Here is a 24,946-nt window from a genome sequence, read left to right on the forward strand (position 1 = left end):
GGCAAATCGATTTTTTGAGGTGAATCATGGAACGCATTGCAACGAACCGCTACAGGAACAGATTGTTCATCCACTTATTCGGATTGGCCCATTTGATACATACCTTTATCCATTACGTAACTGGAGAAACTCTTCCCTATTATTCAATCGCTTTCGGCATTTTATCATACATATTGCTTGTGGTGCTTCATCGGATGAAAATAAACGAGCGCGCGCTGGAAATCACCATTCTATTGCTGATGAATCTGTCGGTGTTCATTTTGAATTTCGAAACCGTTGCGGCAGTCAATATCGTCTATTTTGCCATTCCGATTGTGGCATCAGCATTATACTACGATACTTTGCCCATTATTGGCCTCGGTATTTTGTCCGCAATTGAAATCCTGTTGCTGGCATTCGTGTTCGACCAGTTAGGCGGGCGGGCACCTATGTTTTACGTTAACCTGACCCTTTTCGTTTTCATCTTTTTCGTTCTTGCCATGACGGTCCTTCATTCTGTTTTCTTCAGAAAGGTATGGACACAAATTGAAAAAAAGAACGAATCGATGGAGCGGGCATTGTTGTCAAAAGAAGGCTACCTGCATCTGTTTTTTGAAACTGCGAAAGACGCCATCGCGGTTTTTGATGTGGACAATAAAATCATCGCCATAAATCCTGCCTTCGAAGAGCTCTATGGCTGGACACAGGAAGAATGCCTCGGCAGATCGCTGCCGCTGGTTCCCGAAGACCGCTATGACGAAGTCGCCGAACGAACACTCCGGGTCCAGCAAGGGGAAAGTTTCTCCCTGTTGGAAACACAGGACTTGAAGAAAGACGGAAGCCGATTCGATGTGCAGATCACCCTCTCGCCAATCACGGATGAAGTTGGTAATGTGATTGCCACGTCAATAATTTCAAGAGATATATCGTATAAGAAAGATGCAGAAAAATTGATTCTGCAAGCGGAAAAATTAAAGCTGACAGGCGAAATTGCCGCTGGCGTCGCCCACGAAATCCGCAATCCGATGACCGTCATTTCGGGCTTTGTCCAGATGATGGACAACGATGAGGATTACCCATACAAGGAATACACAAAACTCATTCATTCTGAAATCGAGCGCATCAATTTAATCATCAGTGAATTCCTGGTCCTCGCCAAACCCCAGCCTTCATACGTGCGGAAAATAAGTTTAAAGAAAGTCATGGGTGATATTATCATGCTGTTCGGTCCTGAGATGAATATGCGCGGCATTACTTTCAGTTCTTGTTGGGAGCAGGAAGATTATTTCATCAATGGCGAAGAACATCAAATGAAGCAAGTTTTCATCAACTTGATTAAAAATGCCATCGAGGCGATTGACGGTCTGGACAGAACAGGCATTATTGAACTGAGAGTCGAAGGGCATACCGACAGCCACGTTTCAATGCGGCTGCATGATAACGGGGCGGGGATTTCTCCTGAAACCTTGGCTATGATCTTTGAACCGTTTTATACGACAAAAGCCACTGGCACCGGCCTCGGATTACTGATTTCCCAGAAAATTGTCCAGGAGCACAACGGCACGCTGACAATTGAAAGCCGGGAAGGAACAGGTACAATCGCCACCGCTTTGCTGCCATGCATTTAAAAAAGGGCCTCCAAGGGGCCCTTTTTGTGTTTTAGTCGTCGAATCGATCATCATCATCGTTGTCATCTCGATCATCATCATCTTCATCTTCATCGTTATCAATTTCGTGTTTTAAGATGGAACCATCTTTTGCATTTACATAAACTTCATGTTCTGTTCGGCCGTCTTCAAATTTGATTTCGTAATAGGCCACGCCGTCATCGTTATCCATTTCCACATCTTCGATGGTGCCGCTTGCCACTTTTTCAGCTGCAGCGATAGCTTCATTTGAAGAGATGTAATCGCCAGTTGCGGCCGCTGCTGAAGATGAATTTTCATCCGATGAGTAATTGTCATCCCGGTCATCATCGTTATCGTCTTTTTCCCGCTTTTGCTGAAGGATTTCACCTGTAACGGCGTCCAGCTTCAAGTCATAGTCGTAGCCATCTTTGTCGATGTCAATTTCGAAATGCGGTACACGGTCATCGCGGTCAAGTTCGATATCCGTAATTTTGCCGTCAACTTCCTGAAGCGCTTTTGCAGAAGCTTCATCGAATGTCAGAAACCCGGGCTGGTTTGTTGATGGTGAAGCGTCTGCCTTAAGGTCTGTGCTGTTTTCTGCCTGCACCTTGCTGTCCGTCGGTGCTGCATCCGTGTTCGCCCAAGCGACTCCACCCAATGCTAGAATACCTGCTGCTGCTGCTGGAATGTAGATCATTTTTTTCATATTCATTCTCCTCCTCATTTGGTATACCTTTACTATAGCCGCCCCTTCTGTGAAAACAGTTAAGGCTTTATGAGAAATTGATGAGAACTCCATGAGCTGCTGTTAATGATCAATCATCCCATTCCACAGTCATCGTTTCTCCCCGGATGGCGTGGATCTGGACTGTCGCTTCTTTAACCAGTTCTTCGTTTTCAATTTCGATCAAATAATAGCCGCCATCTGTGGTTTCCGTAAATTCCACTTCCTGGACTTCCCCGTCAAGCGTTTCTTTGGCAATCGCTATGGCTTCTTGCTGGCTGAGCACGGGTTCCGGCTCAGGAGCAGGTTCTGGCTCAGGCATTTCAGCAGCAACATCCGTGATTTTCCGGATATCTCCTGAATCAGCCGCAACAAAAACGGTTTTCTTTGTTGAACCTTCCGTGATGTCCACCTCGTACTCATTCGCCTCTTCTGCGTAGCGAATTGCCCCTGCTACGCCACCAGCTTCTTTCACGGCAATCGCCTTCGCTTCATCTTCAGTCAATTTCTCTGGTACGGGCTCGGAAGCTTTTTCAATAAGCTCAACTGACAGCACACGCCCCGTCGACCTGTCGACTCCCGCTTTGTATTTGCCATCTTCCCTCGTGAACCCCACTTCGTAAATCTCTCCTGTAAGGGCAGTTTCTTCAATGACACCGCCGTATTGCGAAATGACCGCCTCGCCTGCTTGTGCAGCGCTGATGCTGTCATCTTTTCCGCCACCGGATAAGAGGTAGACCATCGCTGCAATCGCTATTATGGCCGTGGCAGCAGCCATGAAAATCCATTTTTTCATCGCAATCCCTCCTGCTTCAAGTTTACAGGCTGAACATTAAAATCTCCTGAGAAAACGATGGAAACCGTGGTGCCCATATTTTCGATGCTTTCGATTTCCAGCTCGGCATGGAGTGCGTCGGCCAGCTGTTTAGCCAGCGACAAGCCAAGGCCGAAACCTCCCGAATCCCTGCTGCGCGCTTTGTCCACCCGGTAAAAGCGTTCAAAAACGAATGGCAGCGACTCTTTCGGAATGCCGATGCCAAAATCCCGGATTTGAATGGTCGGCGCACCTTCGTTTTTGACAATAACTTCGATGCGGTCTGAACTGTACTTTCGTGCATTATCGAGCAAGATATACAGCAATTGCTTAAGTTTCGGCACATCTGTTTCCACGATAATCGCCTGTTGGCCCCCGATCAGCCGGAATTCCCGATTGAAAGAAGTCTGCATCACTTTGACCGTCTGGCCCAGCACTTCCGGCAAATTCACATTCGCAAGCTCCAATTGCGTTTCGCTGCGCCTCGCGATATGGAGCAATTGCTCGATCAGCGAATTCATGCGCTCGGTTTCCATACGGATTGCCGCTAGGCTTTCTTCCGCAATCGCAGGATCTTCCATGCCTTGGCGCTGCAGCAGCTTTGCGTAGCTGCTGATAACGGTCAATGGCGTTTTCAGTTCATGCGAGGCATTCGACACAAATTCTTCCTGCTTGCGGTAATTTTCTTCCAAGAGCTCCATCATTTCATTGAACGTACTGCCCATCTCGCCGATTTCATCTTTTGCTGTCTCGGTGAGCGGCAACTTCTCGAATTGCCCACTTTTCTGGATGCGCGTCATCGTATTGGTCAAATCCGTCACCGGTTTGGTCACGAGCCGGCCCAGCACCGCACTTGAGAGGATGATCGGAATCATTGCAACTGCAACTGCCGCCAGCAATACGAAGCGCAGCGATTGCAAATTAGCGGATACTTCGTCCAGTGATTGCGCCATCACCAGCTCCGCCACTTCGCCGTCCGTCCAGATGATCGGGGCAGTCACATATGCGAACCGGCTTTCCTCCACTTCGATGATGCCGGCAATTTCCGGCAGCTCTGCAGGAAATTGCACCGCCACATCCGGATCCTGAATGTCCCGGATCAATTTGGTGCTGCCTGAAACTGCACGGACCAATCCGTCCGCCGGCACATAGCCCCGTAAAATATCGACCGGATCATCAGCGGGATTGTCATTGACTGCGGTGACGACGGTTTCGAGCTCGGTCTGCAGCTGGCTCACTTCAGTATCAAAAGCCAGTTCGCTGAACGAAAAATAAATAACCGCGGTGAGTACACCTAAAATCACCAGCATCAGCAGCGATGACCATAAATGGATTTTTTGCTTAAGCTTCATTTGCCTGCTCCTTTAGGACATAGCCGATTCCCCTGACCGTTTGGATATAGGTAGTCGATTCACCGGCATCCACTTTTTTGCGCAAATAACGGATATAGACATCGATGACATTCGTATCGCCGTAATAATCGTAGCCCCATACTGCATTCAGCACTTGTTCCCGGCTAAGCACCTGCAATGGATTCCGCAAGAAATACAGCAGCAAGTCGAACTCGCGCGGCGTCAATTCCACTTGGCGGCCCGCACGGGAAACTTCCCTTGTGCTTTCGTTCAGTTCCAGCTCCCCGAACCGGTGCAGCGAAGAATTTCCTGAACCGGTCGTCAAACGGAGGCAGGCGCGGATGCGCGCCAATACTTCTTCGATTTCAAATGGCTTGGTGACGTAATCGTTTGCGCCAAGATCGAGTCCCGCCACTTTGTCTTTGACATCGTTTTTGGCCGTCAGCAAAATGACCGGAATCACGGGATCTGATGCCCGTATTCGTTTAAGCACATCCAGCCCATTGATTTCAGGCAACATCAAATCAAGCAGCACCAAATCCCACGGCTTTTCACGGAATTTGATCAGCCCGTCAGCCCCAGTATGGGAAACACCTGTTTCGTAGCCTTCATATGTAAGTTCCAACTCAAGTACACGCGCTATGCTTTTTTCATCTTCGACGATTAATATGCGCTCCGCCATCGTGCCACCCCTTTCTTTTTATCATAATATCCGGAAATGGAAAAAGCGACCTGAAGGCCGCTTATTTCAATAATCGTCTGACAAATTTCACTTTATCTTTATAAGGAGGGAATAAAACATTCGTCGATAATCTCGTCGATTTTTTCAAAATCGATTTGGCATGCGTGAATGTTTCAAAACTGTATTTGCCGTGGTACGAGTTCACGCCGGACGTCCCGATTCCACCAAAAGGAAGGTGGGCGCTGCCGACATGGGAAACCGTGTCGTTGATGCAGCCGCCGCCGAATGGCAGCTCGTCCAGGAAAAAGTCGATTGCCCGGTCATTCTCCGAGAACAGGTAAGCCGCAAGCGGTTTTGGCAATTTGCGGATTTGCCGCAGCAATGCCGGAAAATCATTGTACGTGATGACCGGCAAGATTGGGCCGAACAATTCGTCTTCCATCGAAGGGCTGTCGAAATGGATATTGTCCAGCACAACGGGTTCGATGTACAAATCTGCCCGGTCGCTGTGGCCCCCGACTATAATATTCGCTTTTTCTTTTTCAATGATGTCAACGAGGCGGTCAAAATGGCCTTGGCTGACGATGCGCCCGTAATCCGGGCTCTTCTGGGCATCTTTCCCATAAAAATTGCGGATGTTCGCCAATAGTTTTTCCATGAACTCATCTTTTACCGATTCATGCACACAGACATAATCCGGCGCAACACATGTCTGGCCTTTGTTCATCAATTTCCCCCATGCGACGCGTTTTGCCGCAAGATCGAGGTTTGCTGTCTGGTCGACGATTGCCGGGCTTTTGCCGCCCAGCTCCAAGGTGATCGGCGTCAACCTTTCGGATGCAGCTTTCATGACGATTTTCCCCACATTGACGCTGCCTGTGAAGAAAATGTAATCGAAAGGCGCATGGATCAGCGCGCTCACTTCCTCGCGTTCTCCCTCGACCACTCGGACGTAATAAGGCGGGAACGCCTCTTCCAGAATTGTCCGGATGACTGCGGCGACGTTCGGCGTCGTTTCAGATGGTTTGACGATGGCGCAATTGCCGCCGACGATGGCACCGACCAGCGGCTCCATCACCAATTGGAACGGGTAATTGAACGGGCCGATGACGAGCACCGAGCCATATGGTTCACGGATGATCATGCTTTTCGCCGGATGCAAGTGAAGCGGCGTTTTGACAGGTTCCGGCTTCATCCAGGAATCCACGTTTTCAATCATGTAATTGATGCTGTCGAGGACAAAGCCGACTTCTGTCGCATAAGCTTCAAATTCGCTTTTCCCTAAATCTTGCTTTAACGCTTTGACGATTTCGCTGTCGTGGGCTGCAATCACGCTTTTCAAGCGGGCTAATTGGGCTTTTCTGAAAGCGGCAGGCTTGGTTGCACCCGTATAAAAATACTCCCGCTGTTGTTCAATCATATTCTCGACGTCTGTTGCTGTGAAATTCATCCTCTTACCTCCATTTTCGTTCATGCTCTTCTTTACCCTTTACGCAATGCGGCAATCATCCGTTATTCAATAAATGATCGACGTGCCGTTGGACGATCAGCCCTTCTTCAAACGGCACCAGCAAAGTGGATTGCTGCTGCAGCGATTCAAACAAGGTCGGCACTGGATCGAATTCAGTCAGCTCCTTGCGTTCTTCGTACTTTCTTTCTTCATACAAGTTCGACCAATTTTCCAGCGTCAGCACACCTTGATCGCCGTAAACCTTGAATTGCAGCAACTCTTTTTGTCCGATGCCGCTGATTCCCGACAACAAAAGCGGAGTGCCGTCCGCAATCACGCCATGGGCGAGCAACCCGGTTTCGCACAGGTCCGCTTGTTCCGGATACGTAACGATGTGGTGCTGAATTGACAAGCCGCCAAAAATGCGGTGGATCAGCTGCAGATAATGCGGGAAGACTTCGCGCACAAAACCGCCTTGGCTCCGCGAGCCGATCCAAGGGGTCTGCTGCCATCCGCGCGGCCAATCCGGGAAAAATGTCTGCAGTTCGACGCGCGTAATTTTTCCAATGCTTCCGCCGCGGATCCGTTTCACCATTTCATGCACTGCCGGCTTATACATCAGCGGAAAATGCATAGCGGTCCGAATGCGGTTTCTGTCTGCAGCTTCCGCCATTTCCTGGCCTGCCTCTGCATCATGGGCAAGGGGCTTTTCGCTCAGCACATTGATGCCCGCGCTTGCCGCAAGTTTGGCGATGGAGGCATGGGAAGCTGGCGGCGTGCCGATATACAGCCAGTCGATTTCCGAATGCAATACTGCTTCCAGCGAGTCAGCTATGGGAACGCCGTAAGTTTCATTCAAATAATCCAGCCGCTCCTGCTGCTCATCAAAAGCCGCTTTAATGTCCACTTTTCCTTCTTGTTGGATTTGCTTAATGATGCGTTCACCTACGATGCCCGCTCCGATCATACCGATTGAAATCATAATTCTCCCCTTTTCTGAAAGCCGAGTGGCTTATTTTCAATGTCCTTGTTTATTAGTGTAACCTTTCGGGGTATAGAATAGTCAAACAATTCAACTGGATTAGAGGAGGAATAGACGATGGAAAAACAAGCGAATTGGTGGGAACCTATTTTCTCAGGCGAACTTGAAGTCGGTATTGACAAAGACAAGATGGAAACAGCCGATCAGGAGTCCTTTCTGTATCATGCAGCTATCCCTTCCGACTTGGAGCAACAAGCATAATTGGCTAAGCTGATCATCAGACTTCGCAGCCACAGTACATAAAAACGCCTTTCCAGAAGCATCATGGAAAGGCGTTTTGCTTTGTTGTCTATTCGACGCTGCGCCAAAGATAAAGCGTCGCATAAGATAAATAAGGGCTCCATTCCGGCAAATGCTGCAGGATTTCTTCAGCTTTCGGCTTATCTGCCCGCGCCCATTGGATTTTCAAGGCATTCTGCAAGCCGATGTCCGCCAGCGGGAATAGATTCGGCCGGCCAAGGCCGAACATCAGAAAACTCTGTGCCGTCCATGGTCCGATGCCGCGGTATGAAACCAGCTCAGCCGCAGCCTCTTCATCTGATTTTTGTGCCAGCTCGTCCAAACGCAGAGTTCCGGACGCGACCGCCTGCGACAGGCCGATGACGTATTCCGCTTTACGTGTGCTGAATTGGAGCTTTCGCAGCTCTTCAGGCTGCAGCGCTGCGATTTTGCCGGGCTCCGGGTAAAACCACACCCCTTCCTTTTCATGGCCATAGGTCTGGACGAAGCGGCTGGAAAGTGTGTGGGCGAACGACAAATTCAATTGCTGGTGGATAATGCTTTTCATCAACGCCCCGTATAAGGAGAATTCACGCACCAATGGCGTCCCTTTATGCTGCTCGAATAAAAGCGCCAAGCTGGTGCCGCTGAAATGTTCTGCGACCGGCTCCAATGATTGATTGAAATGGAAAATTTCCGAGAGATGTTCCAATTGGCCCATCTCCATGCCTTCCAGTAAAAAAACGGGATTCTCGCTTGTGCCTTCAGCTTTCACGGCCACAATATTGCCTTCCGGCATGGGAATACGAACGAGCCGCTCAGAAAGCGACACCGCGTGGAGCGGGTCGAGTGACAGCCGTTCGAGCACCCGGTCAAAGTCGTAATAGAATGGTAGTGTCAAATGCATTGCGATCCCCCTCTTTTTTCAAAGTTAGCCGAATGTGTTCGGGTTTGCAAGCAGCATCCTTGGAAAATATAATGGAGGAATAGGAGATGGACTAACTATGAAAAAATTTGCTGGTTTACTGCTGCTGATAACAGCCCTTTCGGGATGCGGTCTCGTTGATTCCACGGATACGGCGGGAACTGAAGACCAAATCGACGTGGAAGTAAGCTCTGTCATCGACGGCGACACCATAAAAATCATGTACGAAGGCAAAGAAGAAACCGTTCGCTACCTATTGGTCGATACACCCGAGACCAACCATCCGCGGCTTGGCGAACAGCCGCTTGGAAAAGAGGCAACAGCGGAAAACAAGCGCATCATAAATTCCGGGGATATTTCGATCGAATTTGATGTCGGAGAACGTTTCGATGATTACGGCAGACTGCTTGCCTACATTTACGTAGACGGCGAAAGCGTCCAGGAACAGCTGCTGGAATCGGGTATGGCGCGTGTCGCTTACGTTTATCCCCCGAATACCCGCCACCTCGACGCTTTTGAACAAGTCGAGCAAAAAGCGAAAGATGCCGGAACCGGTATCTGGGAGTATGAAAATTATTCGACGAGCCGCGGCTTCAACTCGAATGCTTATGGAGGCACCACTCCACCGGCAGCAACTAATGACTGCCGGATCAAAGGCAACATCAACCGCAGCGGCAAGAAGATATACCATATGCCAGGAGAAGGTTCCTATGAACAAACCAATCCGGAAGAATGGTTCTGCACCGAACAAGAAGCACAGCAAGCCGGCTTCCAAAGCACCGGCCAATAATGGAGGAAGATATTGATGCAAGCAATCGTTTTAAGGTTCGACTACACAACGTCCAATAAAATAGAACACCTGCAAAAACAAGCGAATGCGGCGAGCCTCGACTCTACTGCGATGCTGCCGCCGCATATGACGTTGCAGGTATTTGAGCAAAACAATCCGGCTGACTTGAAAAATGCTCTTGCCCCTTTGGCTGAACAAACTGCACAATTGCCTCTGCAATTCGGCTCTCTTGGCTTTTTCAAGCAGCAAGGCGTATTCTACACAGCACCTGCATCTACTGACGCATTGAAAGTTTTCCACCAGGCCATCAACTTGGCGGCCCGCGACTTTACCGGCCAGCAGGATCATTATTTGCCGAACCATTGGGTGCCGCATGCGACAATCACAAAAAACATCGCTCCGCCATACTGGGGACCCATGTTCGCTCGCCTTTCCATGGAATTCGAACCGTTCAGCGGCAAAGCTGTCGCCATTGAATGTTGGTCGATCATGCAAGGAAAAGCACAAAACGATTGGAGTATTTTTCTTTCAGAATAGTTATTGACTTTTCACCAGGACGCGATATAATTATATTTGTCCTGGTAATTGAGATTCCTTAGCTCAGCTGGGAGAGCGCTACCTTGACAGGGTAGAGGTCGCTGGTTCGAGCCCAGTAGGAATCATAAGAGTACGAGAAAGAAAACGCGCAGCTTTCGAGCTTGCGCGTTTTTTTGTGTTTTATTGCTTTTGCACGATTATATATTCGAATAAAATTGATTTTGCGGTGAACACGCAAAAAAGCGCTGCTCCGATTTTGTCGGGCAGCGCTTTTCTTATGCTTCTATTGTTTTCGGTGTTTTCTTTTCGCGCGACATCCATTGCAGAACAAACAGGATGATGAACGAAATCGCTCCGATCGTATCGGTCACGCCTTCTGGGTAAATCAATGCCAAGCCTGTTGCGAACGCAATGATCCGTTCGATCCAGTTCAGCTTGCGGTACCAGAAGCCGATTAATCCAGCTCCGATGGCTATCATTCCGGTGAATGCTGTTATCAGCACCCAAATCAATTCCGGCAGGGTCGTGTCGATCATCAGCAGCGCTGGAGACAACACAAACATATACGGAATGATGAATGCAGCTGCTGCCAATTTGGCAGCGATAAAGCCCGTCTTGATCGGCTCTCCACCGGATATCCCTGAAGCGGCGAACGCAGCAAGCGCAACCGGCGGAGTGATATCGGCAATGATGCCGAAATAGAACACGAACAAATGGGCAGATAGCGCGACCACAATCGGTACGGCAGCGCCGACCGGCTCATCAATCATCAATAACGTGATGATTGCCGGTGCAGCGATCGTTGATGTGATAACGTAGTTCGCCGTTGTCGGCGACCCCATTCCGAGGACGATTGCCGCCAACATCGTAAAGAACAGCGTCAGCAGAATGTTTCCGCCTGAAGCGGAAACCAGGCCGTTTGCCAAGCTCAATCCGAGGCCGGTTTTAACGACCACCCCGACGATGATTCCGGCAGCGGCCGTTGCGGCTGCTACAGCAAGTGCAGTTCTTGCACCGTCAACCAATGCGTGGATCATGTCTTTAAAACTCAATCTTGTTTCTTTATTGAACGCACTGACAAGTATAGTCAGCAAAATGCCGTATAAAGCGGCGTGCATCGTCGGAATCCCGACAAGCAGGAAAACGATGATTGCTACAATCGGCAGCAATAGGTAAATTTTCTTCAAGACTTCTTTGCGGTCCGGCATCTCTTCTTTGCTCAAGCCTTTCAACCCGACCCGTTTCGCTTCAAAATGCGTCATGATCCAAACGCCGGTGAAATAGAGGATAGCAGGAATAGCAGCTGCTTTGGCAATTTCCCAATACGTAATGCCGCCGATGAACTCGACCATCAGGAATGCCGCGGCCCCCATGATTGGCGGCATGATTTGTCCGCCTGTCGAAGCGGCAGCCTCTACAGCGCCCGCAAATTCTTTTTTATAGCCTAATTTTTTCATCATTGGAATTGTATACGATCCCGATGTTACTACGTTTGCAACAGAACTCCCAGAAATCGTCCCTTGCAATGCACTTGAGAAGATGGCGACTTTTGCGGGTCCGCCCGTCAAATGGCCAGCAAGCGAAACAGCCAAATCATTGAAATACATGCCGACTCCGGTTTTCACCAGGAATGAGCCGAACAATAGGAACACGAAGATGAATGTAGCTGAAACGCTGATTGGCGTCCCTAGAATACCATCTGTTGTGTAGAACATCAGCTGAATGACTGATTCAAGATCCTGCCCGCGATGGCGCAGGAAACCTGGGAAATAAGGTCCGAAAAACGTATAGGTCAAGAAAATGGATGCAATGATTGTAATCGGCAAGCCGACAGCGCGGCGTGTAGCTTCAAGCGTTAAGAGAACCGCTAATATCCCGACAATCAAATCCATTTCTGTGACGCGGCCTAAACGGAATACTAAATCATCATACATAATCGGCCAATATAAGCCGACACCCACTGCCAGCAAAGACAGCACATAATCATAAATTGCGACTTTCGCGCGGGCCCCATGGCGCTTGCGGGCTGGAAATAAGATGAAAATCAGCGATAGAGCGAATCCTAAGTGAATCGAACGTTGAATGTACGCTGTGTATTGGCCAAAAATAGCTGTATATAATTGAAATAATGAAAAAGCGAGTAAGCCGTAGAACACAACATGCTTCATCGTGCCGCTCAAATCGCGGGTATTCGATTCGGGGTCGTACTTCTGCAAAATCTCTTTTTGCTTTTCCTCCGAAACGTAATGTTCATCTTCCGGCGGAAGTTTCTTTTCTTCTCTTTCTTCTGGCGGCAATTTATCGGTCATCGAGATTCACTCCTTTTAATTGCTGATAGACTGAGATGCGCTGCACATTGAATGTGTATGACTTGCCACGTGCAAGTGTTTTTTTCAAATCGTATTCTTCGCCATCTGCTACAAAAAACAGCCCCGCATCCACATCACCGACAAACAGCCGGAACTCATCCATGCGCCTGTCCATTCCTTCAATAAAATACTTTCCGTCCTTTTCGACAAAGGTCTCGCCTTCTCCTGCATTTGAAGGCATGCCGATATTAAAATCCTCGTATTCCAGCGCTGTCAGTTGCAGTGAATCGCCGGGAAGGATTTTATAGCTTTCGAGCACTTCCGAGAGATGAATCGAGTGGATGTATTTTATTTGGAAAGATGGTTCTTTTATACGCAAATAGGCGGTGATATCGCCTGTCCGGTTATCTGTGAATGTGAAGCTTTTCTGGATGGGCGCAAACAGCAGAGCGGAGATGCCGAGAATGAAGGCTAGCAGCGGCAAGAGAATACGGCGCGCTGGCTTTGGCTGCATAAAAAGCCTCCTCTATCAGTGAAAAAAAATAACGACGATAAAGCTTCCGCTTTATCGCCCATTATCTTTTAGCTTTTATTGGTTTACTTCATCAAAATATTTTTGCGCGCCTGGGTGGATATTGATGCCGATTCCATCCAAAGCTGTTTCGGATTTGATGAATGCCGCTTTGGCGTGCTGGATTTGATCCGTGTTTTCATAAATCGCTTTCGTTATGTCGTAGACCAGATCTTCTGAAAGATCGTTTTGAACGACCAGCATTGCCAATACCGAAACCGTCGGCACGTCTTCAGTCAACCCGTAAGTTCCTGATGGCACAGTGTCGTTCGCGTAGTATGGGTACTTTTCAATGAGCTCTGTTGCTTTGTCTTCTGCCACTGGCACGATAACAACGTCTGCAGTTGCGCTTAAGCTTTCAACAGCGCCAGTCGGTGTTCCTGCTGTGATAAACGCTGCATCGATTTGGCCAGCTTGCAAGCTTTCCTGTGACTCGCCGAAGTCCAAGTTCTGTGCATCGATGTCGTCCATCGTCATGCCATGAACTTCAAGCAATTGCTCTGCATTGATATAAGTCCCTGAACCAGGTGCTCCGACCGAAATCTTCTTGCCTGCTAAATCGTCGAAGGTCGCAATGCCTGAATCTGCTGTTGTGACCAACTGGATTGTTTCAGGATAAAGGGCACCGATTGCCGAAACGGTATCGATTTTTTCCCCTTCAAACATATTCGTTCCTTCAGCTGCGTAGAACGCCGTATCCGTCTGAACGAATGCGATCTGCGCTCCGCCATCAGCCAAAGCCGTCATATTTGCTGCTGAAGCCTGGGAAGATTCTGCCGTAGTGTCAATGCCGGTTTCGTTTTCAACGATTGTCGCCATTGCCCCACCAAGTGGATAATACGTTCCTGTTGTTCCGCCAGTCAAGATGCTGAGGAATTCCGGATCCGCTGACCCTCCTGAACCGCCTTCTTCTGCTGTTTCTCCGCCGCCGCAGCCTGCTAAAAAGACTGAACCAGCCAACGTGATTGCCGCTAAAACCCCAAATTTCTTTTTCTGCATGAATTGACCTCCCCTTCAATAAATTAAATGTTTCCAATAATATCTTAACATGACTTTCTATCCAATTGCCATCTGATTTTGAAAATACAGGGTATCGTTAGTCCCGAATGACGCCAACTTAAGTTTCTGCGCCTTCCACATGACTCTCAGGAGCCGTTGCTTCGGGTGGAATGTCTTCGAACGTCATGCCTTTTTCTTCCAGATCTCGTGTGCGGTGGGCAATCCTCGCTGAAGCACACGCTGCAATGCTGCATACCAAATCGTCGAGGAAAGTATGGACTTCTTCTCCTACCTTTGTATCAAGCCGATTGATAATGCCGCCTTTGTTTTTATCGAGATGGCCAAAAGTCGTCACGGCGATGCTGCCATAAGTTAGAACCGCTCCCAGCCCGATCATTTCATCGACGCCGAACAGCCCTTCATCCGATTCGACAATCTGTTGGAGCGGTTGGGACAGTTTTCCTTGTTCAGATAAGACATCCAGCTCGATCCCCACGAGCAAGGCATGCTGCATTTCACGTTTTTGAAGGACGCTTTCAACAGATTCGACGCAATGCGCTAGCGTCAGCCCCGCATTAAATGGAAGCTGCATCTCAAGGACGATCTCCGCGATGTCTTCGACTGTCACTCCTCTGTTCCGGAGTGCTTCATGTGCCGCTTTTGTCACTTCTTCGGAATGGACTCTTGAATTCCCGCCGTTCATAGAAAAACCCCTTTCCTGATAACGTTTGCTTACATGGTGATTATACCAATAGCTGAGGATATGTTACAATTTTCATACAGATTCAAATAAGGGGGCATATGGATGAACAGAGGGACTGTGCAAGATATCTCGCTTTACAGCAACGAATTGCAGGAAAAGATGCAATTATTGGTTTACCTTCCTGCAAATTATTCACCATTATATAAATATACCGTCCTGATTGCATCGGATGGCAAAGATTATTTCCAGCTTGGGCGCATTCCCCGTATCGTTGATGAATTGCTCGACAACAAAGAAATCGAGAACATCATCGTTGTAGGCGTCCCTTATAAGAGCGTCGAAGACCGCAACAATAAATACGAGCCCACCGGTAAACAGCACGGCGCCTATTTGCGCTTTCTCGCGCACGAACTTGCGCCTTACCTGGATGAACATTACCCAACCTACCAAGTCGGCATGGGCCGGACGCTGATCGGCGATTCGTTAGCGGCGACCGTATCACTGAGTGCAGCACTCCGGTACCCGAACATTTTCGGGCGCGTCATTTTGCAATCGCCTAAAGTCGGCAAGGAGCTGCTTGCCTCCGTCGAGAATTTCAAATCCGCCCAGCCTTTCACGGTATACCACGTCATCGGCAAAGGCGAGACGGCTGTGAAATTGACATCCGGCGGAACTGAAGACTTTGTGGAACCGAACCGGCAGCTGAATGAATTAATGAAGAATAAAGGATTTTCCATCTTCTATGAAGAATTTGATGGAGACCACACGTGGAAGCATTGGCAGCCTGATTTGAAACGTGCGTTGGTTCAGAATTTCGGCATGTAGGCGGAATTCACTGCTGCCAACCTTTTTTTGATATAATGATCTATGAACTAGTTACTACTGACGAGGAGGCCTTTTTATGAAATATGGTGTTGTTGCATTCCCATCAAAAAAATTACAAGACGTTGCGAACTCTTACCGCAAACGCTACGATCCGCATTATGAATTGATTACGCCGCACATTACGCTGAAAGATGCTTTTGAAGCAGATGAAGCACAAATCAAAGCGATGACAGAAGAAATGGCAAAAGTCGCTAAGCGCCACAAGCCTTTCACAATTCATGCAACACGCGTCAGCTCCTTCGCTCCACTGACCAATACCTTGTATTTCAAAGTGGATCCGACACCGGAACTAACAGCTATCCATGAAGATCTGCATTCAGACTTCTTTGGCGGGGCACCTAAGTTTTCTTTTGTGCCGCATATCACAGTTGCCCAGAAGCTATCCGATTCGGAACACGCTGATATTTTCGGCCAATTGAAAATGGTCGGAATCGATCATGAAGAAACCATCGACCGCTTCCATATCCTTTATCAATTGGAAGACGGCTCATGGACCGTTTACGATACATTCCGCTTAACAGGAGATGAAGTTTAATTGCTGAAAGTTAAAATCGCTGAAACTCCTGCTGAAAAAGAACAGGCTTTTGATGTCAGAAGAAAAGTATTCGTAGAAGAACAAGGTGTGCCATTGCATATCGAAATGGATGAATACGACGATTCCGCCACTCATTTCGTCGGCTTTAATCTGGAGCAGCCGATTGCAGCTGCACGGATCCGCGAAACCGAATCCGGCATCGGCAAGATCGAACGCGTCTGTGTACTTCCTGAGTACCGCGGACAGCATGTCGGCGTACTGATGATGAACGAAATGGAAGAGCATGCCAAAACCGCTGGCCTCTTCACATTAAAACTCAATTCGCAATCTTACGCGATTCCTTTTTACGAAAAGCTGGGCTACGAAGTCAGCTCACCGGAATTCCTCGATGCGGGCATCCCGCACCGGGCCATGGTGAAAAATTTAATGTAATCGATGCAAAAAAGCAGTTCCGCGATTTTTAGCGGAACTGCTTTTTTGTACCTATATAAGAAACTCATTAATAGACTTTTCATTTCGCTTTAGGGGGACACGTTCCGCGGGGTGGGCATGAAGCCTCCTCAGCCCGCTATCGCGTGCTTACGGGGTCTCCATTGGCCCACTGCTCCCGCTGGAAAACGGGCTGTTTCGCAAAATATCGACTCTCTTATTTACTTATAAGATATGATATCCGCTGTCTACGTGGATGGTTTCTCCTGTGATTCCGCGGGACATATTGCTGAACAGGAAGGCTGCTGTGTCGCCGACTTCTTCCGGTGTCGTGTTGCGGTGAAGCGGTGCTTTTTCTTCGATTTCACGAAGAATCGTGTTGAAGTCGCTGACCCCTTTAGAAGACAAAGTGCGGATCGGGCCTGAAGAAATCGAGTTGACGCGGATGCCTTGGCGCCCTAGATCGGCTGCCAAATAGCGCACGGACATTTCTAGGGAAGCTTTCGCGACGCCCATGATGTTGTAATTTGGCATTACGCGTTCGCCGCCGATATAAGTAAGGGCAACGATGCTGCCGCCTTCGGACATCAATTCTTTCGCATAGCGTGCGACAATCGTCAACGAATACGAGCTAATATTATGCGCCAGCAAAAAGCCGTCGCGTGATGTATCCGAGAAATTGCCTGCCAGTTCTTCAGTTTTTGCAAACGCGATGCAATGCGCCAAGCCGTCAATGCTGCCTGCCTGCTCTTTGATGGCAGCAAAGCATTGCTCTACGCTTGCATCATCAGTAACGTCACATGGCAAAATGATTTCGTGATTGCCATCGAGTGTCGCCACTAAATCGCGCACCGATTGTTCGAATCGTTCTCCAGCATATGTAAAGATCAAACGTGCGCCTGATTGGTCCAGTGAACGTGCGATGCCCCAAGCGATGCTTCGTTTATTGGCAACTCCCATGATCACGTATGTCTTGCCTGCTAATGATATTGACATTTAAATTCCCCCTGCGCCTATTATTATAACCTGGTACTAATAATACATCATAAAAAAGAAAAGTGCAATTTGCACTTTTCTAGAGTTGATTCAAAAAGGTAGTTGCCAATCCCAGGTAAATCAGGATAGAGATGATGTCATTCAAAGTAGTGATAAACGGTCCGGAAGCAACGGCCGGATCGATTTTCAAGCGGTGGATCAATAACGGAATGAACGAACCCGCCAGCGTCGCTACAAAGATTGAACTCATTACCGCAATCCCGACGAGCAGCCCGATCAGCAGCTCCCCTTTCCAGAAGTAGACAAGCCCTACGACAAATGCGCCGCAGACGACTCCGGTGATTAAACCGGTGCCCGCTTCCTGCAGCAGCAGTTTCAGTTTGCTTTTTTCTTCGATATCGCCAGTGGCTATACCGCGGACAGCCACGGCCAAGGCCTGTGTTCCACTATTCCCTGCCATTCCGGCAATCAGCGGAATAAACACCGCTAGCAGCGCCACTTGGTCAAGTGTTTCTTCGAACATGCCCATCAGGTTCGCTGTCAGCATTCCGAGGAAAGTCAGCAGGATAAGCCATGGCAGCCTTTTTTTAGCCGCAGTGAGCGGCCCTCTGTCAAACGTATCCATATCGGATACGGCAGCCAGTTTTGAATAATCATCCGATGCTTCTTCGTCCAAAACGTCAATGATATCATCGACAGTGATAATCCCCAGCAGATGATCCTGGAAGTCGACAACCGGCATTGCCAGGAAATCGTAATCCTTGATCATGCGTGCAACTTCTTCCTGGTCTTCTCCAACGGAAACGCTGACGACACGCTCGTTCATGATCGTGCTGATCAATGTGTCTTCATCAGAAATAATGAGATCGCGCAATGTCACAATGCCAGACAGCCTGCGGTCCTCATCGACAACAAATAAATAATAAATCGTTTCGGCATTCGGTGCTGCGTTCCGAAGAATATTCATGGCCGACCGGACAGTCGAATTTTTTGGTATTGAAACGAATTCGGTGGTCATGATAGAACCCGCTGTATATTCTTCGTAATGCAGCAAGTCTTTGATCTGCCTTGCCGATTCCTTGTTCATCACAGTCAAATAAGTGGCGACTTGTTCTTTGTTCAATTTGTTCAGCACGTCAACGGCGTCATCGGTATACATTTCCGACAGCAGATCAGCAGAATAATTCACGTTCATTTCCTTAAAATAATCTTCGTACTCATCATCGTCAAGCTCGATGGCTTCGAATATATCTGCCATTTCTTTAGGAGAGAGATACTGATACATCATATGCCGTATATCGAGGTCTGATTTCTCATAAAATGTCGCCTGGTCATATGGATGGTGCGACAGGAATTCTTCGCGGAAACTTTCAACGTCCCCTGTTTCAAGAAGGCGGTTCAAAAGTTCTTCATCCAATTCGGTTTCATGTTGGGATTTCTCTTCCATCATGTATGCTCCCTCCTTTCATTCTGGGTAGTCCCTGGTATACCATATAATACGTTACACTATGGTTGAAGATAATCAAGATGTAAGAGGTGAAATTCAATGAAATTCGATATAATCGGCGATATCCACGGCTGCTATAGTGAACTCCTTCAATTAATTGAAAAACTAGGCTATCAGCAGCGTGCTGGCGTCTTTGTCCATCCGAAAGGGCGCAGCTTATCATTTGTCGGCGATGCCATGGACCGCGGCCCCGACTCGCTTAATGTATTGAAGCTTTTGTTCCGTATGCAAGATGAGGGGCTGCTGTTTTACTCGCCAGGCAATCATTGCAGCAAGCTTTATCGGTATTTCAAAGGCCATTCCGTCCAAATCAGCAATGGCCTGGAGACAACATTAGCTGAATGGCGCAGTTTGCCGAAACAAGACCAGCTGACATTCCGCAAGCGCTATATGCAATTCTATGAGAAACTTCCGCTTTTTCAGGACCATCCTCCGCACTTGATTGTCGCACACGCGGGACTTAAAGAAGAGATGCTCGGCCAGCCGCTGTCAAGAGGCATCGCCAATTTCGTTTTATCCGGAGAAACGACCGGCAATTACTACGCTGACGGCCGGCCGATCCGCCGCGACTGGGCTAAAAATTACGGCGGCCAGCCGTGGGTGGTTTATGGCCACACCCCCACCGAAGTGCCTTATATCATCAACCGGACCGCGAATATCGATACCGGCTGCGTGTTCGGAGGTTCATTGACTGCATTGCGGTTCCCGGAGATGGCGATTGAATCGGTCCCTTCCCTTCAGCCTTATGCGCCTGAACGATTTTACCGCTTTACCTGAAGCAGAGCCGCCATGTCGTCGTGCAAAAGAGATTCGAAAAACATTTTTTCACCGGAAACCGGATGCAGCAATTCGAGCGAACGGCAATGCAATGCCTGCCGTTCGATGATGCTTCGCGAGCCGCCGTATAAATCGTCGCCGATAAGCGGATGGCCGATATGCGACAAGTGGACACGGATCTGATGCGTCCGCCCGGTATTCAATTGCAGGCGCAGGTGGCTGAATTCTTCGAAATCATGCAGCACTTCCACTGCAGTCTCAGCGAACTTTCCATCTTGCCTCACTTCCCGTTCGATGATGCTGCCATCTTTTCGGCCAATCGGTTCGGTGATCAGAAAATCTTTCTCTCCAACCGTGCCGTGGACAAAAGCCTCATACTGCCGCTTCATTCTCTTGCTTTGCTGTTGCAGCGAAAGCATATGGTGAATGTGGCGGTTTTTTGCAATGCACACAAGTCCTGACGTGTCGCGGTCAAGCCGTGTGGCTATGTGAAGCGTAGCGGGTACGCCATTGTCCTCGAAATGCTGGGCGACAAAATTCGCCAAGCTGCCGCCTGGGTGCTCACGCGAAGGAATCGTATTCTGCAGCGCCGGTTTATCGACGATCAAAAGCGCTTCATCTTCGTGGATGATTTTCAACGGGCCAGGCTCTGCCTTCAAACCGCCGCCGAGCTCTTCAAGCGGAAAAATAACGGTCACGGCATCGCCCTTTTCCACGATGTGCCGGACCGTTACTTCGGCGCCATTGACCAGTATCAGGCCGCCGCCGTATTTAACCGATGCCAATGTTCGCTTGGAAATACCCCAGTCGCTCAGGGCTTCCCTCAATATGCCGTTTTCTTTTGCGGCGTAAGTTAATTGAAATGGATTAAGCTGTTTCACTTTTATACCTCACTATCGATAAATGAATCATGCACCCTTTTCCAAAACGGAAACGCCCGGAAACGTGCAAATCGGACCTTTTCATCCGCCACTCTGTATTCAATCGATTTTACATCTTTGTGAAGCAATTGCAAATGGTCCACAGTGACCATGAAGTCTGGCGCTTTGACTGGGCGCAGCGCGCAGCGGTGATGGGCTGGCAGCACAAGCGGAGAGCCCACTGTCCGGAATACACGATTGTTGATCGACGCCATTTCCGTTAATTGCATCGCTTCGAGCGACGGGTGGATGATGGCGCCTCCCAGCGCTTTATTATATGCCGTACTGCCAGACGGTGTGGACATGCACAAACCGTCTCCACGGAAACGCTCAAAATGGCTTTCGTTCAGAAACACATCCATGACAAGCGTGACGTCCGGCGATTTCACAGTCGACTCGTTCAGTGCCAGGTACACCACCGGCTCATTTTTGTTTTGGTAATGGATGCTGACTTCAACTAACGGATATTCAATGACTTCATATTCCTTTTTAGCAATCGACAACACCAGTTTTTCAATTTCAATCGGTTTCCAATCGGCATAAAAACCCAAATGGCCCGTGTGGATGCCGACAAATGCGACAGAAGATATCTGGTCGCGGTATTTATGGAACGCATGCAGCAATGTGCCGTCCCCGCCGATCGATAGCACGACATCCGGCGACTCTTCGTTCCATTCCATGCCGAAATCCTGCAGGTAAGCGCGGGCTGTCGCCATCAATTCGTTTGATAGATCATCGCTTCTGGATTGGATATAAAATTTCATTGGCTTTTTTTCCCTCCTTGGCGGTCTGTTGGAAAATGGGTACTCGCGGCGTCTTTGAATTCTGTGAAATAAGCCTGCGCTTCCTGGATTTCGTCCCGGATTTGGGACATCTCTTCATCTAACTGGAATGCCGCCTCCGCAGCACGCTGCAGCCGGATTTTGATTTCTTCCGGGAACACGCCTTTGTATTTATAATTCAATGAATGCTCAATTGATGCCCAGAAGTTCATTGCCAATGTACGGATTTGGATTTCAGCAAGGATAAGCTTTTCGCCTTTGATCGTCTGGACAGGATACTCAACAATGACGTGATACGAACGGTAGCCGCTCTGCTTTTCGTGGGAAATATAATCTTTTTCCTCCACTATGCGCAAATCATTGCGCTGGCGCAGCAGCCCGACAACTGTTTCAATATCGCCGACAAACTGGCACATCATCCGCAATCCGGCGATATCCTGCAATTGGTGCGCTAAATCATCCGAAGGCTCGAATGGAATGCCTTTTTCAAGCGTCTTGTCGTAAATGCTGGCGAGCGGTTTGACCCGCCCGGTTACAAACTCTATCGGAGAATTCGAATTATCCGTTTCAAATTGTTGGCGCATTCCTTTGAATTTTATCTTCAATTCATCTACCGCCTGTTTATACGGTGCTAAAAACCGATCCCATTGACCCATGCTGTATCCACTCCAATTCTTTCTATGCTCGAGAAGCCAAAGCCTCTTGAAAAGCTTTTTCAACGGCTGAGCTGAATGCACCGCCGTAATTGTCGTTACCTTCTATATTCTCCAAGAGCATCCACAATTCCTCGTGGTAGGAAGCCAAGGGCATGATTTGTTCCCCCCATTGCAGCAATGGCACTTCTTTGCGCTGCAATGCGGCAAGCATCGCTGGCCATAAAGCTTCCTTGAATTGCATATAAATATAATCAGTGCCTGTATCCAATAAATAGACAAAAGCGTGGCCGTCCGAATCCGCAATCATGCGGCCCGAAGCTTCCAATGCTTCAAAAGGCTCCTGTGCTCCAACGATGAATTGAATCCCTTCATCTGAAATAATTCCGTTCTGGACTTTTACAAGTTTACGCAATGGAATTCTCCCTTTCCTGCTGGCAATATATAGTGATATTTTAACACAGCTCCCGCATCCGTTGCAGTTAGACCCGAATTATCCCATAATAAATCATACGAGAGAGGTGCTGCGACATGTCAAAAGAACTTGAAATCGAATTCAAAAATATGCTCCAAAAAGAAGAATACGAAAAATTGGCTGCCCATTATGGATTTTCAGAAAGTGATGTAAAAACGCAGGAAAACTTTTACTTCGATACCCCGGATTTCCAGTTGAAAAACTTGAAATCCGCATTGCGGATCCGAAAAAAACAGGACGGCTTTGAATGCACGCTTAAAACTCCTGCTGCCCACGGCCATTTCGAAATTACCGATGCCCTGGCAGAAGACCAGGCAACAGCCATGATCGAAGGGCAAACTTTTCAAGCGCCTGAGGTCTGCGCAGCTTTGGCGGAGTTGACGGTTTCCCCGGATGCCCTACAATTGATCGGCGCATTGACCACCCACCGCATGGAAATGGAAACAGCGGATGGGCTGTTGGTGCTCGACCATTCGGAATATGCCGGAACGGAAGACTATGAAATTGAGTTTGAAGTAAAAGAGGCTGCAGCAGGCGAAAAGCATTTCTATGAGTTACTGGAAAGCCACAGCATTCCTGTGCGCCATGCCAACAAAAAAATTGCCCGATTTATGGCCGCCGCAGAGCGCAGGCAGCAAGCGGGGCTTTAAGCGAACGGACGTTTCCATATTTCCCCAATAAGTCTATATTGTTTGAGAAAATCCCACTCCGTTGTTAGAATGAATTTACAGCTAAAGCAAAGGAGACACAATAATGACTGGAAAACCGATTATTCCGTACGAAGAAATTGGTGCGGAACGCTTGTCTCAACTAGTAGACGCATTTTATGCCCGCGTCGCCAAGCATCCAAAGCTGCAGCCTATATTCCCTAGCGACTTAACTGAAACAGCACGAAAACAAAAACAATTCTTGACCCAATATTTAGGGGGCCCGAACATCTATTCTGAAGAACACGGGCATCCCCGCCTGAAAGCGCGCCACCACCCTTTTCCAATCACTCCAGACAGAGCACAGGCATGGCTTGAATGCATGCACGAAGCGATGGATGAAGTAGGTTTGGAAGGAAAGTTTCGGGAAGTCTTCTTTCAGCGGCTTGTTTTGACCGCTCATCATATGGTGAACGAGCGCGACAGCGAGGAGGAATTAGAGTGAACGATTTGGATTTAGCTACACCCTCAGACGTCCTCACTAAGACGTCCAAACCGATGGAATTATATGTTTTTCTTGATCCCTTGAATCCAGAATGCTGGGAACTCCAAGCGATTATCCGCAAGCTGCAAATTGAATACGGCCATTATTTTTCAATGCGTTTTGTTATCAGCACGAAATTATTCAATTTGAACAAAGCGGGTGCCGCGCCGATCATTGACACCGACCGGCTTTCCCATCCGGTATTGGCTTCTGTGGCAGTTAAAGCCGCTGAGCTTCAGGGCAAACGCGCCGGCAACCGGTTCCTGCACAAATTGCAGGAGTATTTGCTGCTCCAGACTAAGGACGTCTCTTCTTATTCAATTTTGTTGGAAATTGCGGAAGAATCCCAGCTGGACCCGGAAGAATTCCAAAAAGATTTCCATTCTGTCCATACGGCCAAAGCTTTCCAATGTGATTTGCACATCACACGGGAGATGGAAATCGACGAAGTGCCAAGTATTGTTTTTTTCAACGAATGCATAGAAGACGAAGGCGTGAAAGTTTCCGGACTTTATACTTACGAAGTTTATCAAGCCATTATGCAGGAAATGTTAGGCAATAAAAACTTAAACCGCCAACCGCCGCCATCTCTCGACGAGCTGTTCCTGAAGTATTCCACTATGGCGACAAAAGAAGTTGCTTCCATTTATAATATTTCCGAACAAACTGCCGAATGCGAATTGAAGAAAAAAGTCCTTCAGCAAAAATTGGACCGCATCACTTTGCCAGATCAAACTCTTTGGACTTTAAAATAACAGCCACTGCACTAAATTGAACTTCTATTATAGAAAAAAGCGGAGCAGGATCCCGAATGGGTTCCTGCTCCGCTTTTTTTCATGAAACGATGAAAGGCGCCTTCCACGTCCGGAAGGCGCCTTTCCATATTACACAAAGGGGATGGGAGAAATGTTCACGCTCAAACAAAGGGGTGTATGTTTGTATGTGATTTATTTCACAACTTAACTTTATCACGGAATAATAGTTAATGCAATAATTCACAAAGGAATTCACAAATTTGTCATATTGCGCGGATCAGGCCCAGGTGCTGTTAAGTTGAGCTTAAGAAGCAAGG

At 48.3% G+C, this 24,946-nt stretch carries 28 protein-coding genes and 1 tRNA gene; 12 read left to right on the plus strand and 17 right to left on the minus strand.

The annotated features are described in order from the left end of the window. Positions 1-26 precede the first annotated feature (26 nt). Entirely contained in the window at positions 27-1,607 is a 1,581-nt protein-coding gene (locus tag QMA09_RS08585; RefSeq protein WP_290212794.1) for an ATP-binding protein, read from the plus strand. A 31-nt stretch (positions 1,608-1,638) separates the two neighbouring features. On the opposite strand, the gene QMA09_RS08590 is transcribed toward QMA09_RS08585, so the two are convergent. The 6 genes from QMA09_RS08590 to QMA09_RS08615 form a co-directional block, all read right to left on the minus strand. Then, positions 1,639-2,313 (minus strand): PepSY domain-containing protein, encoded by a 675-nt coding sequence (locus QMA09_RS08590; RefSeq protein ID WP_290212795.1) that lies wholly within the window; start codon positions 2,311-2,313, stop codon positions 1,639-1,641. A 109-nt stretch (positions 2,314-2,422) separates the two neighbouring features. After that, entirely contained in the window at positions 2,423-3,127 is a 705-nt protein-coding gene (locus tag QMA09_RS08595) for a PepSY domain-containing protein (RefSeq protein ID WP_290212796.1), read from the minus strand. Next, a complete protein-coding gene (locus tag QMA09_RS08600; RefSeq protein ID WP_290212797.1) occupies positions 3,124-4,497 on the minus strand; it encodes a sensor histidine kinase in 1,374 nt (457 codons plus the stop codon). Before QMA09_RS08600 ends, QMA09_RS08595 begins: the two co-directional genes overlap by 4 nt. Further along, positions 4,487-5,179 carry a response regulator transcription factor gene (locus tag QMA09_RS08605; RefSeq protein WP_290212798.1) on the minus strand — a complete coding sequence of 231 codons (693 nt, stop codon included), beginning with the start codon at positions 5,177-5,179 and terminating at the stop codon, positions 4,487-4,489. Before QMA09_RS08605 ends, QMA09_RS08600 begins: the two co-directional genes overlap by 11 nt. Positions 5,180-5,240: 61 nt before the next feature. Next, positions 5,241-6,629, minus strand: a complete 1,389-nt coding sequence (locus tag QMA09_RS08610) for an aldehyde dehydrogenase (protein ID WP_135505627.1) — start codon at positions 6,627-6,629, stop codon at positions 5,241-5,243. A 55-nt stretch (positions 6,630-6,684) separates the two neighbouring features. Beyond that, positions 6,685-7,611, minus strand: a complete 927-nt coding sequence (locus QMA09_RS08615; protein WP_290212799.1) for a Gfo/Idh/MocA family protein — start codon at positions 7,609-7,611, stop codon at positions 6,685-6,687. A gap of 117 nt (positions 7,612-7,728) precedes the next feature. On the opposite strand from QMA09_RS08615, the gene QMA09_RS08620 reads away from it, so the two are divergent. Continuing rightward, positions 7,729-7,872: a hypothetical protein gene (locus tag QMA09_RS08620; protein ID WP_175580331.1), complete on the plus strand. Its 144-nt coding sequence runs from the start codon at positions 7,729-7,731 to the stop codon at positions 7,870-7,872. Between the two features lie 88 nt (positions 7,873-7,960). On the opposite strand, the gene QMA09_RS08625 is transcribed toward QMA09_RS08620, so the two are convergent. Then, entirely contained in the window at positions 7,961-8,797 is an 837-nt protein-coding gene (locus QMA09_RS08625; RefSeq protein WP_290212800.1) for a DNA-3-methyladenine glycosylase family protein, read from the minus strand. Positions 8,798-8,894: 97 nt separating this feature from the next. Between QMA09_RS08625 and QMA09_RS08630 the strand changes: the two genes are divergently transcribed. From QMA09_RS08630 to QMA09_RS08640, 3 genes are all read left to right on the plus strand, one after another. Beyond that, positions 8,895-9,605, plus strand: coding sequence for a thermonuclease family protein (locus QMA09_RS08630; protein WP_290212801.1), 711 nt, complete (start codon positions 8,895-8,897; stop codon positions 9,603-9,605). Between the two features lie 15 nt (positions 9,606-9,620). Beyond that, a complete protein-coding gene (locus tag QMA09_RS08635; RefSeq protein WP_290212802.1) occupies positions 9,621-10,142 on the plus strand; it encodes a 2'-5' RNA ligase family protein in 522 nt (173 codons plus the stop codon). 52 nt (positions 10,143-10,194) lie between these two features. Continuing rightward, positions 10,195-10,267 (plus strand) — tRNA-Val (locus QMA09_RS08640). Positions 10,268-10,417: 150 nt separating this feature from the next. Here the strand turns inward: QMA09_RS08640 and QMA09_RS08645 are convergent. From QMA09_RS08645 to QMA09_RS08660, 4 genes are all read right to left on the minus strand, one after another. Then, positions 10,418-12,451, minus strand: a complete 2,034-nt coding sequence (locus QMA09_RS08645; protein ID WP_290212803.1) for a TRAP transporter permease — start codon at positions 12,449-12,451, stop codon at positions 10,418-10,420. Then, positions 12,441-12,965, minus strand: a complete 525-nt coding sequence (locus QMA09_RS08650) for a DUF1850 domain-containing protein (protein WP_290212804.1) — start codon at positions 12,963-12,965, stop codon at positions 12,441-12,443. Before QMA09_RS08650 ends, QMA09_RS08645 begins: the two co-directional genes overlap by 11 nt. Positions 12,966-13,040: 75 nt before the next feature. Next, positions 13,041-14,021, minus strand: coding sequence for a TAXI family TRAP transporter solute-binding subunit (locus QMA09_RS08655; protein WP_135505614.1), 981 nt, complete (start codon positions 14,019-14,021; stop codon positions 13,041-13,043). Between the two features lie 118 nt (positions 14,022-14,139). Next, positions 14,140-14,724: a phosphatidylglycerophosphatase A family protein gene (locus QMA09_RS08660; protein ID WP_135505612.1), complete on the minus strand. Its 585-nt coding sequence runs from the start codon at positions 14,722-14,724 to the stop codon at positions 14,140-14,142. 102 nt (positions 14,725-14,826) lie between these two features. Here QMA09_RS08660 and QMA09_RS08665 point away from each other — a divergent pair, with 102 nt between their 5' ends. The 3 genes from QMA09_RS08665 to QMA09_RS08675 all read left to right on the plus strand — a co-directional run bounded on the left by QMA09_RS08665 (position 14,827) and on the right by QMA09_RS08675 (position 16,576). After that, a complete protein-coding gene (locus tag QMA09_RS08665) occupies positions 14,827-15,549 on the plus strand; it encodes an alpha/beta hydrolase (protein ID WP_290212805.1) in 723 nt (240 codons plus the stop codon). A 76-nt stretch (positions 15,550-15,625) separates the two neighbouring features. Beyond that, positions 15,626-16,144: a YjcG family protein gene (locus tag QMA09_RS08670; RefSeq protein WP_135505608.1), complete on the plus strand. Its 519-nt coding sequence runs from the start codon at positions 15,626-15,628 to the stop codon at positions 16,142-16,144. Continuing rightward, entirely contained in the window at positions 16,145-16,576 is a 432-nt protein-coding gene (locus QMA09_RS08675) for a GNAT family N-acetyltransferase (RefSeq protein WP_135505606.1), read from the plus strand. A gap of 222 nt (positions 16,577-16,798) precedes the next feature. Here QMA09_RS08675 and fabI read toward each other — a convergent pair whose 3' ends face one another. Beyond that, positions 16,799-17,569, minus strand: a complete 771-nt coding sequence (gene fabI, locus QMA09_RS08680) for an enoyl-ACP reductase FabI (RefSeq protein WP_290212806.1) — start codon at positions 17,567-17,569, stop codon at positions 16,799-16,801. Positions 17,570-17,648: 79 nt separating this feature from the next. Then, entirely contained in the window at positions 17,649-19,019 is a 1,371-nt protein-coding gene (gene mgtE, locus QMA09_RS08685) for a magnesium transporter (RefSeq protein WP_290212807.1), read from the minus strand. Positions 19,020-19,115: 96 nt separating this feature from the next. On the opposite strand from mgtE, the gene prpE reads away from it, so the two are divergent. Then, positions 19,116-19,853 (plus strand): bis(5'-nucleosyl)-tetraphosphatase PrpE, encoded by a 738-nt coding sequence (gene prpE / locus QMA09_RS08690; RefSeq protein ID WP_135505602.1) that lies wholly within the window; start codon positions 19,116-19,118, stop codon positions 19,851-19,853. Here the strand turns inward: prpE and QMA09_RS08695 are convergent. From QMA09_RS08695 to QMA09_RS08710, 4 genes are read right to left on the minus strand one after another with little or no spacing between them, the layout of a single operon-like run. Beyond that, a complete protein-coding gene (locus tag QMA09_RS08695) occupies positions 19,838-20,734 on the minus strand; it encodes an RluA family pseudouridine synthase (protein ID WP_135505600.1) in 897 nt (298 codons plus the stop codon). The genes prpE and QMA09_RS08695 overlap by 16 nt on opposite strands. Before the next feature lie 2 nt (positions 20,735-20,736). After that, positions 20,737-21,537 (minus strand): NAD kinase, encoded by an 801-nt coding sequence (locus QMA09_RS08700; protein ID WP_135505598.1) that lies wholly within the window; start codon positions 21,535-21,537, stop codon positions 20,737-20,739. Next, positions 21,534-22,211, minus strand: coding sequence for a GTP diphosphokinase (yjbM, locus tag QMA09_RS08705; RefSeq protein ID WP_135505596.1), 678 nt, complete (start codon positions 22,209-22,211; stop codon positions 21,534-21,536). The genes QMA09_RS08700 and yjbM overlap by 4 nt, the downstream gene beginning before the upstream one ends. A gap of 22 nt (positions 22,212-22,233) precedes the next feature. Continuing rightward, positions 22,234-22,623 carry a UPF0738 family protein gene (locus QMA09_RS08710; RefSeq protein ID WP_290212808.1) on the minus strand — a complete coding sequence of 130 codons (390 nt, stop codon included), beginning with the start codon at positions 22,621-22,623 and terminating at the stop codon, positions 22,234-22,236. 116 nt (positions 22,624-22,739) lie between these two features. Between QMA09_RS08710 and QMA09_RS08715 the strand changes: the two genes are divergently transcribed. From QMA09_RS08715 to QMA09_RS08725, 3 genes are all read left to right on the plus strand, one after another. Next, the gene (locus QMA09_RS08715; protein ID WP_290212809.1) at positions 22,740-23,333 is read left to right on the plus strand and encodes a CYTH domain-containing protein; all 594 of its coding nucleotides are present in this window, start codon (positions 22,740-22,742) and stop codon (positions 23,331-23,333) included. Between the two features lie 103 nt (positions 23,334-23,436). Further along, positions 23,437-23,835, plus strand: a complete 399-nt coding sequence (locus QMA09_RS08720; protein ID WP_290212810.1) for a globin domain-containing protein — start codon at positions 23,437-23,439, stop codon at positions 23,833-23,835. Continuing rightward, on the plus strand, positions 23,832-24,629 hold the full coding sequence (locus tag QMA09_RS08725) for a ClpXP adapter SpxH family protein (protein ID WP_135505588.1): 798 nt from the start codon (positions 23,832-23,834) through the stop codon (positions 24,627-24,629). The genes QMA09_RS08720 and QMA09_RS08725 overlap by 4 nt, the downstream gene beginning before the upstream one ends. The last annotated feature ends 317 nt before the right edge of the window (positions 24,630-24,946 follow it).

Source organism: Planococcus sp. APC 3906, assembly GCF_030407685.1.
In the GTDB taxonomy this organism is placed as follows: domain Bacteria; phylum Bacillota; class Bacilli; order Bacillales_A; family Planococcaceae; genus Planococcus; species Planococcus koreensis.

Excerpts from the sequence above, each read along its gene's own strand:
- QMA09_RS08715 (WP_290212809.1), top strand. The coding sequence starts at position 22,740 with ATGTCAAAAGAACTTGAAATCGAATTCAAAAATATGCTCCAAAAAGAA.
- QMA09_RS08595 (WP_290212796.1), bottom strand. The coding sequence starts at position 3,127 with ATGAAAAAATGGATTTTCATGGCTGCTGCCACGGCCATAATAGCGATT.
- QMA09_RS08610 (WP_135505627.1), bottom strand. The coding sequence starts at position 6,629 with ATGAATTTCACAGCAACAGACGTCGAGAATATGATTGAACAACAGCGG.
- QMA09_RS08585 (WP_290212794.1), top strand. The coding sequence starts at position 27 with ATGGAACGCATTGCAACGAACCGCTACAGGAACAGATTGTTCATCCAC.
- QMA09_RS08655 (WP_135505614.1), bottom strand. The coding sequence starts at position 14,021 with ATGCAGAAAAAGAAATTTGGGGTTTTAGCGGCAATCACGTTGGCTGGT.
- QMA09_RS08650 (WP_290212804.1), bottom strand. The coding sequence starts at position 12,965 with ATGCAGCCAAAGCCAGCGCGCCGTATTCTCTTGCCGCTGCTAGCCTTC.
- QMA09_RS08665 (WP_290212805.1), top strand. The coding sequence starts at position 14,827 with ATGAACAGAGGGACTGTGCAAGATATCTCGCTTTACAGCAACGAATTG.
- QMA09_RS08625 (WP_290212800.1), bottom strand. The coding sequence starts at position 8,797 with ATGCATTTGACACTACCATTCTATTACGACTTTGACCGGGTGCTCGAA.
- mgtE (WP_290212807.1), bottom strand. The coding sequence starts at position 19,019 with ATGATGGAAGAGAAATCCCAACATGAAACCGAATTGGATGAAGAACTT.
- QMA09_RS08620 (WP_175580331.1), top strand. The coding sequence starts at position 7,729 with ATGGAAAAACAAGCGAATTGGTGGGAACCTATTTTCTCAGGCGAACTT.
- QMA09_RS08635 (WP_290212802.1), top strand. The coding sequence starts at position 9,621 with ATGCAAGCAATCGTTTTAAGGTTCGACTACACAACGTCCAATAAAATA.
- yjbM (WP_135505596.1), bottom strand. The coding sequence starts at position 22,211 with ATGGGTCAATGGGATCGGTTTTTAGCACCGTATAAACAGGCGGTAGAT.
- QMA09_RS08660 (WP_135505612.1), bottom strand. The coding sequence starts at position 14,724 with ATGAACGGCGGGAATTCAAGAGTCCATTCCGAAGAAGTGACAAAAGCG.
- QMA09_RS08670 (WP_135505608.1), top strand. The coding sequence starts at position 15,626 with ATGAAATATGGTGTTGTTGCATTCCCATCAAAAAAATTACAAGACGTT.
- prpE (WP_135505602.1), top strand. The coding sequence starts at position 19,116 with ATGAAATTCGATATAATCGGCGATATCCACGGCTGCTATAGTGAACTC.
- QMA09_RS08590 (WP_290212795.1), bottom strand. The coding sequence starts at position 2,313 with ATGAAAAAAATGATCTACATTCCAGCAGCAGCAGCAGGTATTCTAGCA.
- QMA09_RS08700 (WP_135505598.1), bottom strand. The coding sequence starts at position 21,537 with ATGAAATTTTATATCCAATCCAGAAGCGATGATCTATCAAACGAATTG.
- fabI (WP_290212806.1), bottom strand. The coding sequence starts at position 17,569 with ATGTCAATATCATTAGCAGGCAAGACATACGTGATCATGGGAGTTGCC.
- QMA09_RS08615 (WP_290212799.1), bottom strand. The coding sequence starts at position 7,611 with ATGATTTCAATCGGTATGATCGGAGCGGGCATCGTAGGTGAACGCATC.
- QMA09_RS08600 (WP_290212797.1), bottom strand. The coding sequence starts at position 4,497 with ATGAAGCTTAAGCAAAAAATCCATTTATGGTCATCGCTGCTGATGCTG.
- QMA09_RS08630 (WP_290212801.1), top strand. The coding sequence starts at position 8,895 with ATGAAAAAATTTGCTGGTTTACTGCTGCTGATAACAGCCCTTTCGGGA.
- QMA09_RS08605 (WP_290212798.1), bottom strand. The coding sequence starts at position 5,179 with ATGGCGGAGCGCATATTAATCGTCGAAGATGAAAAAAGCATAGCGCGT.
- QMA09_RS08720 (WP_290212810.1), top strand. The coding sequence starts at position 23,437 with ATGACTGGAAAACCGATTATTCCGTACGAAGAAATTGGTGCGGAACGC.
- QMA09_RS08645 (WP_290212803.1), bottom strand. The coding sequence starts at position 12,451 with ATGACCGATAAATTGCCGCCAGAAGAAAGAGAAGAAAAGAAACTTCCG.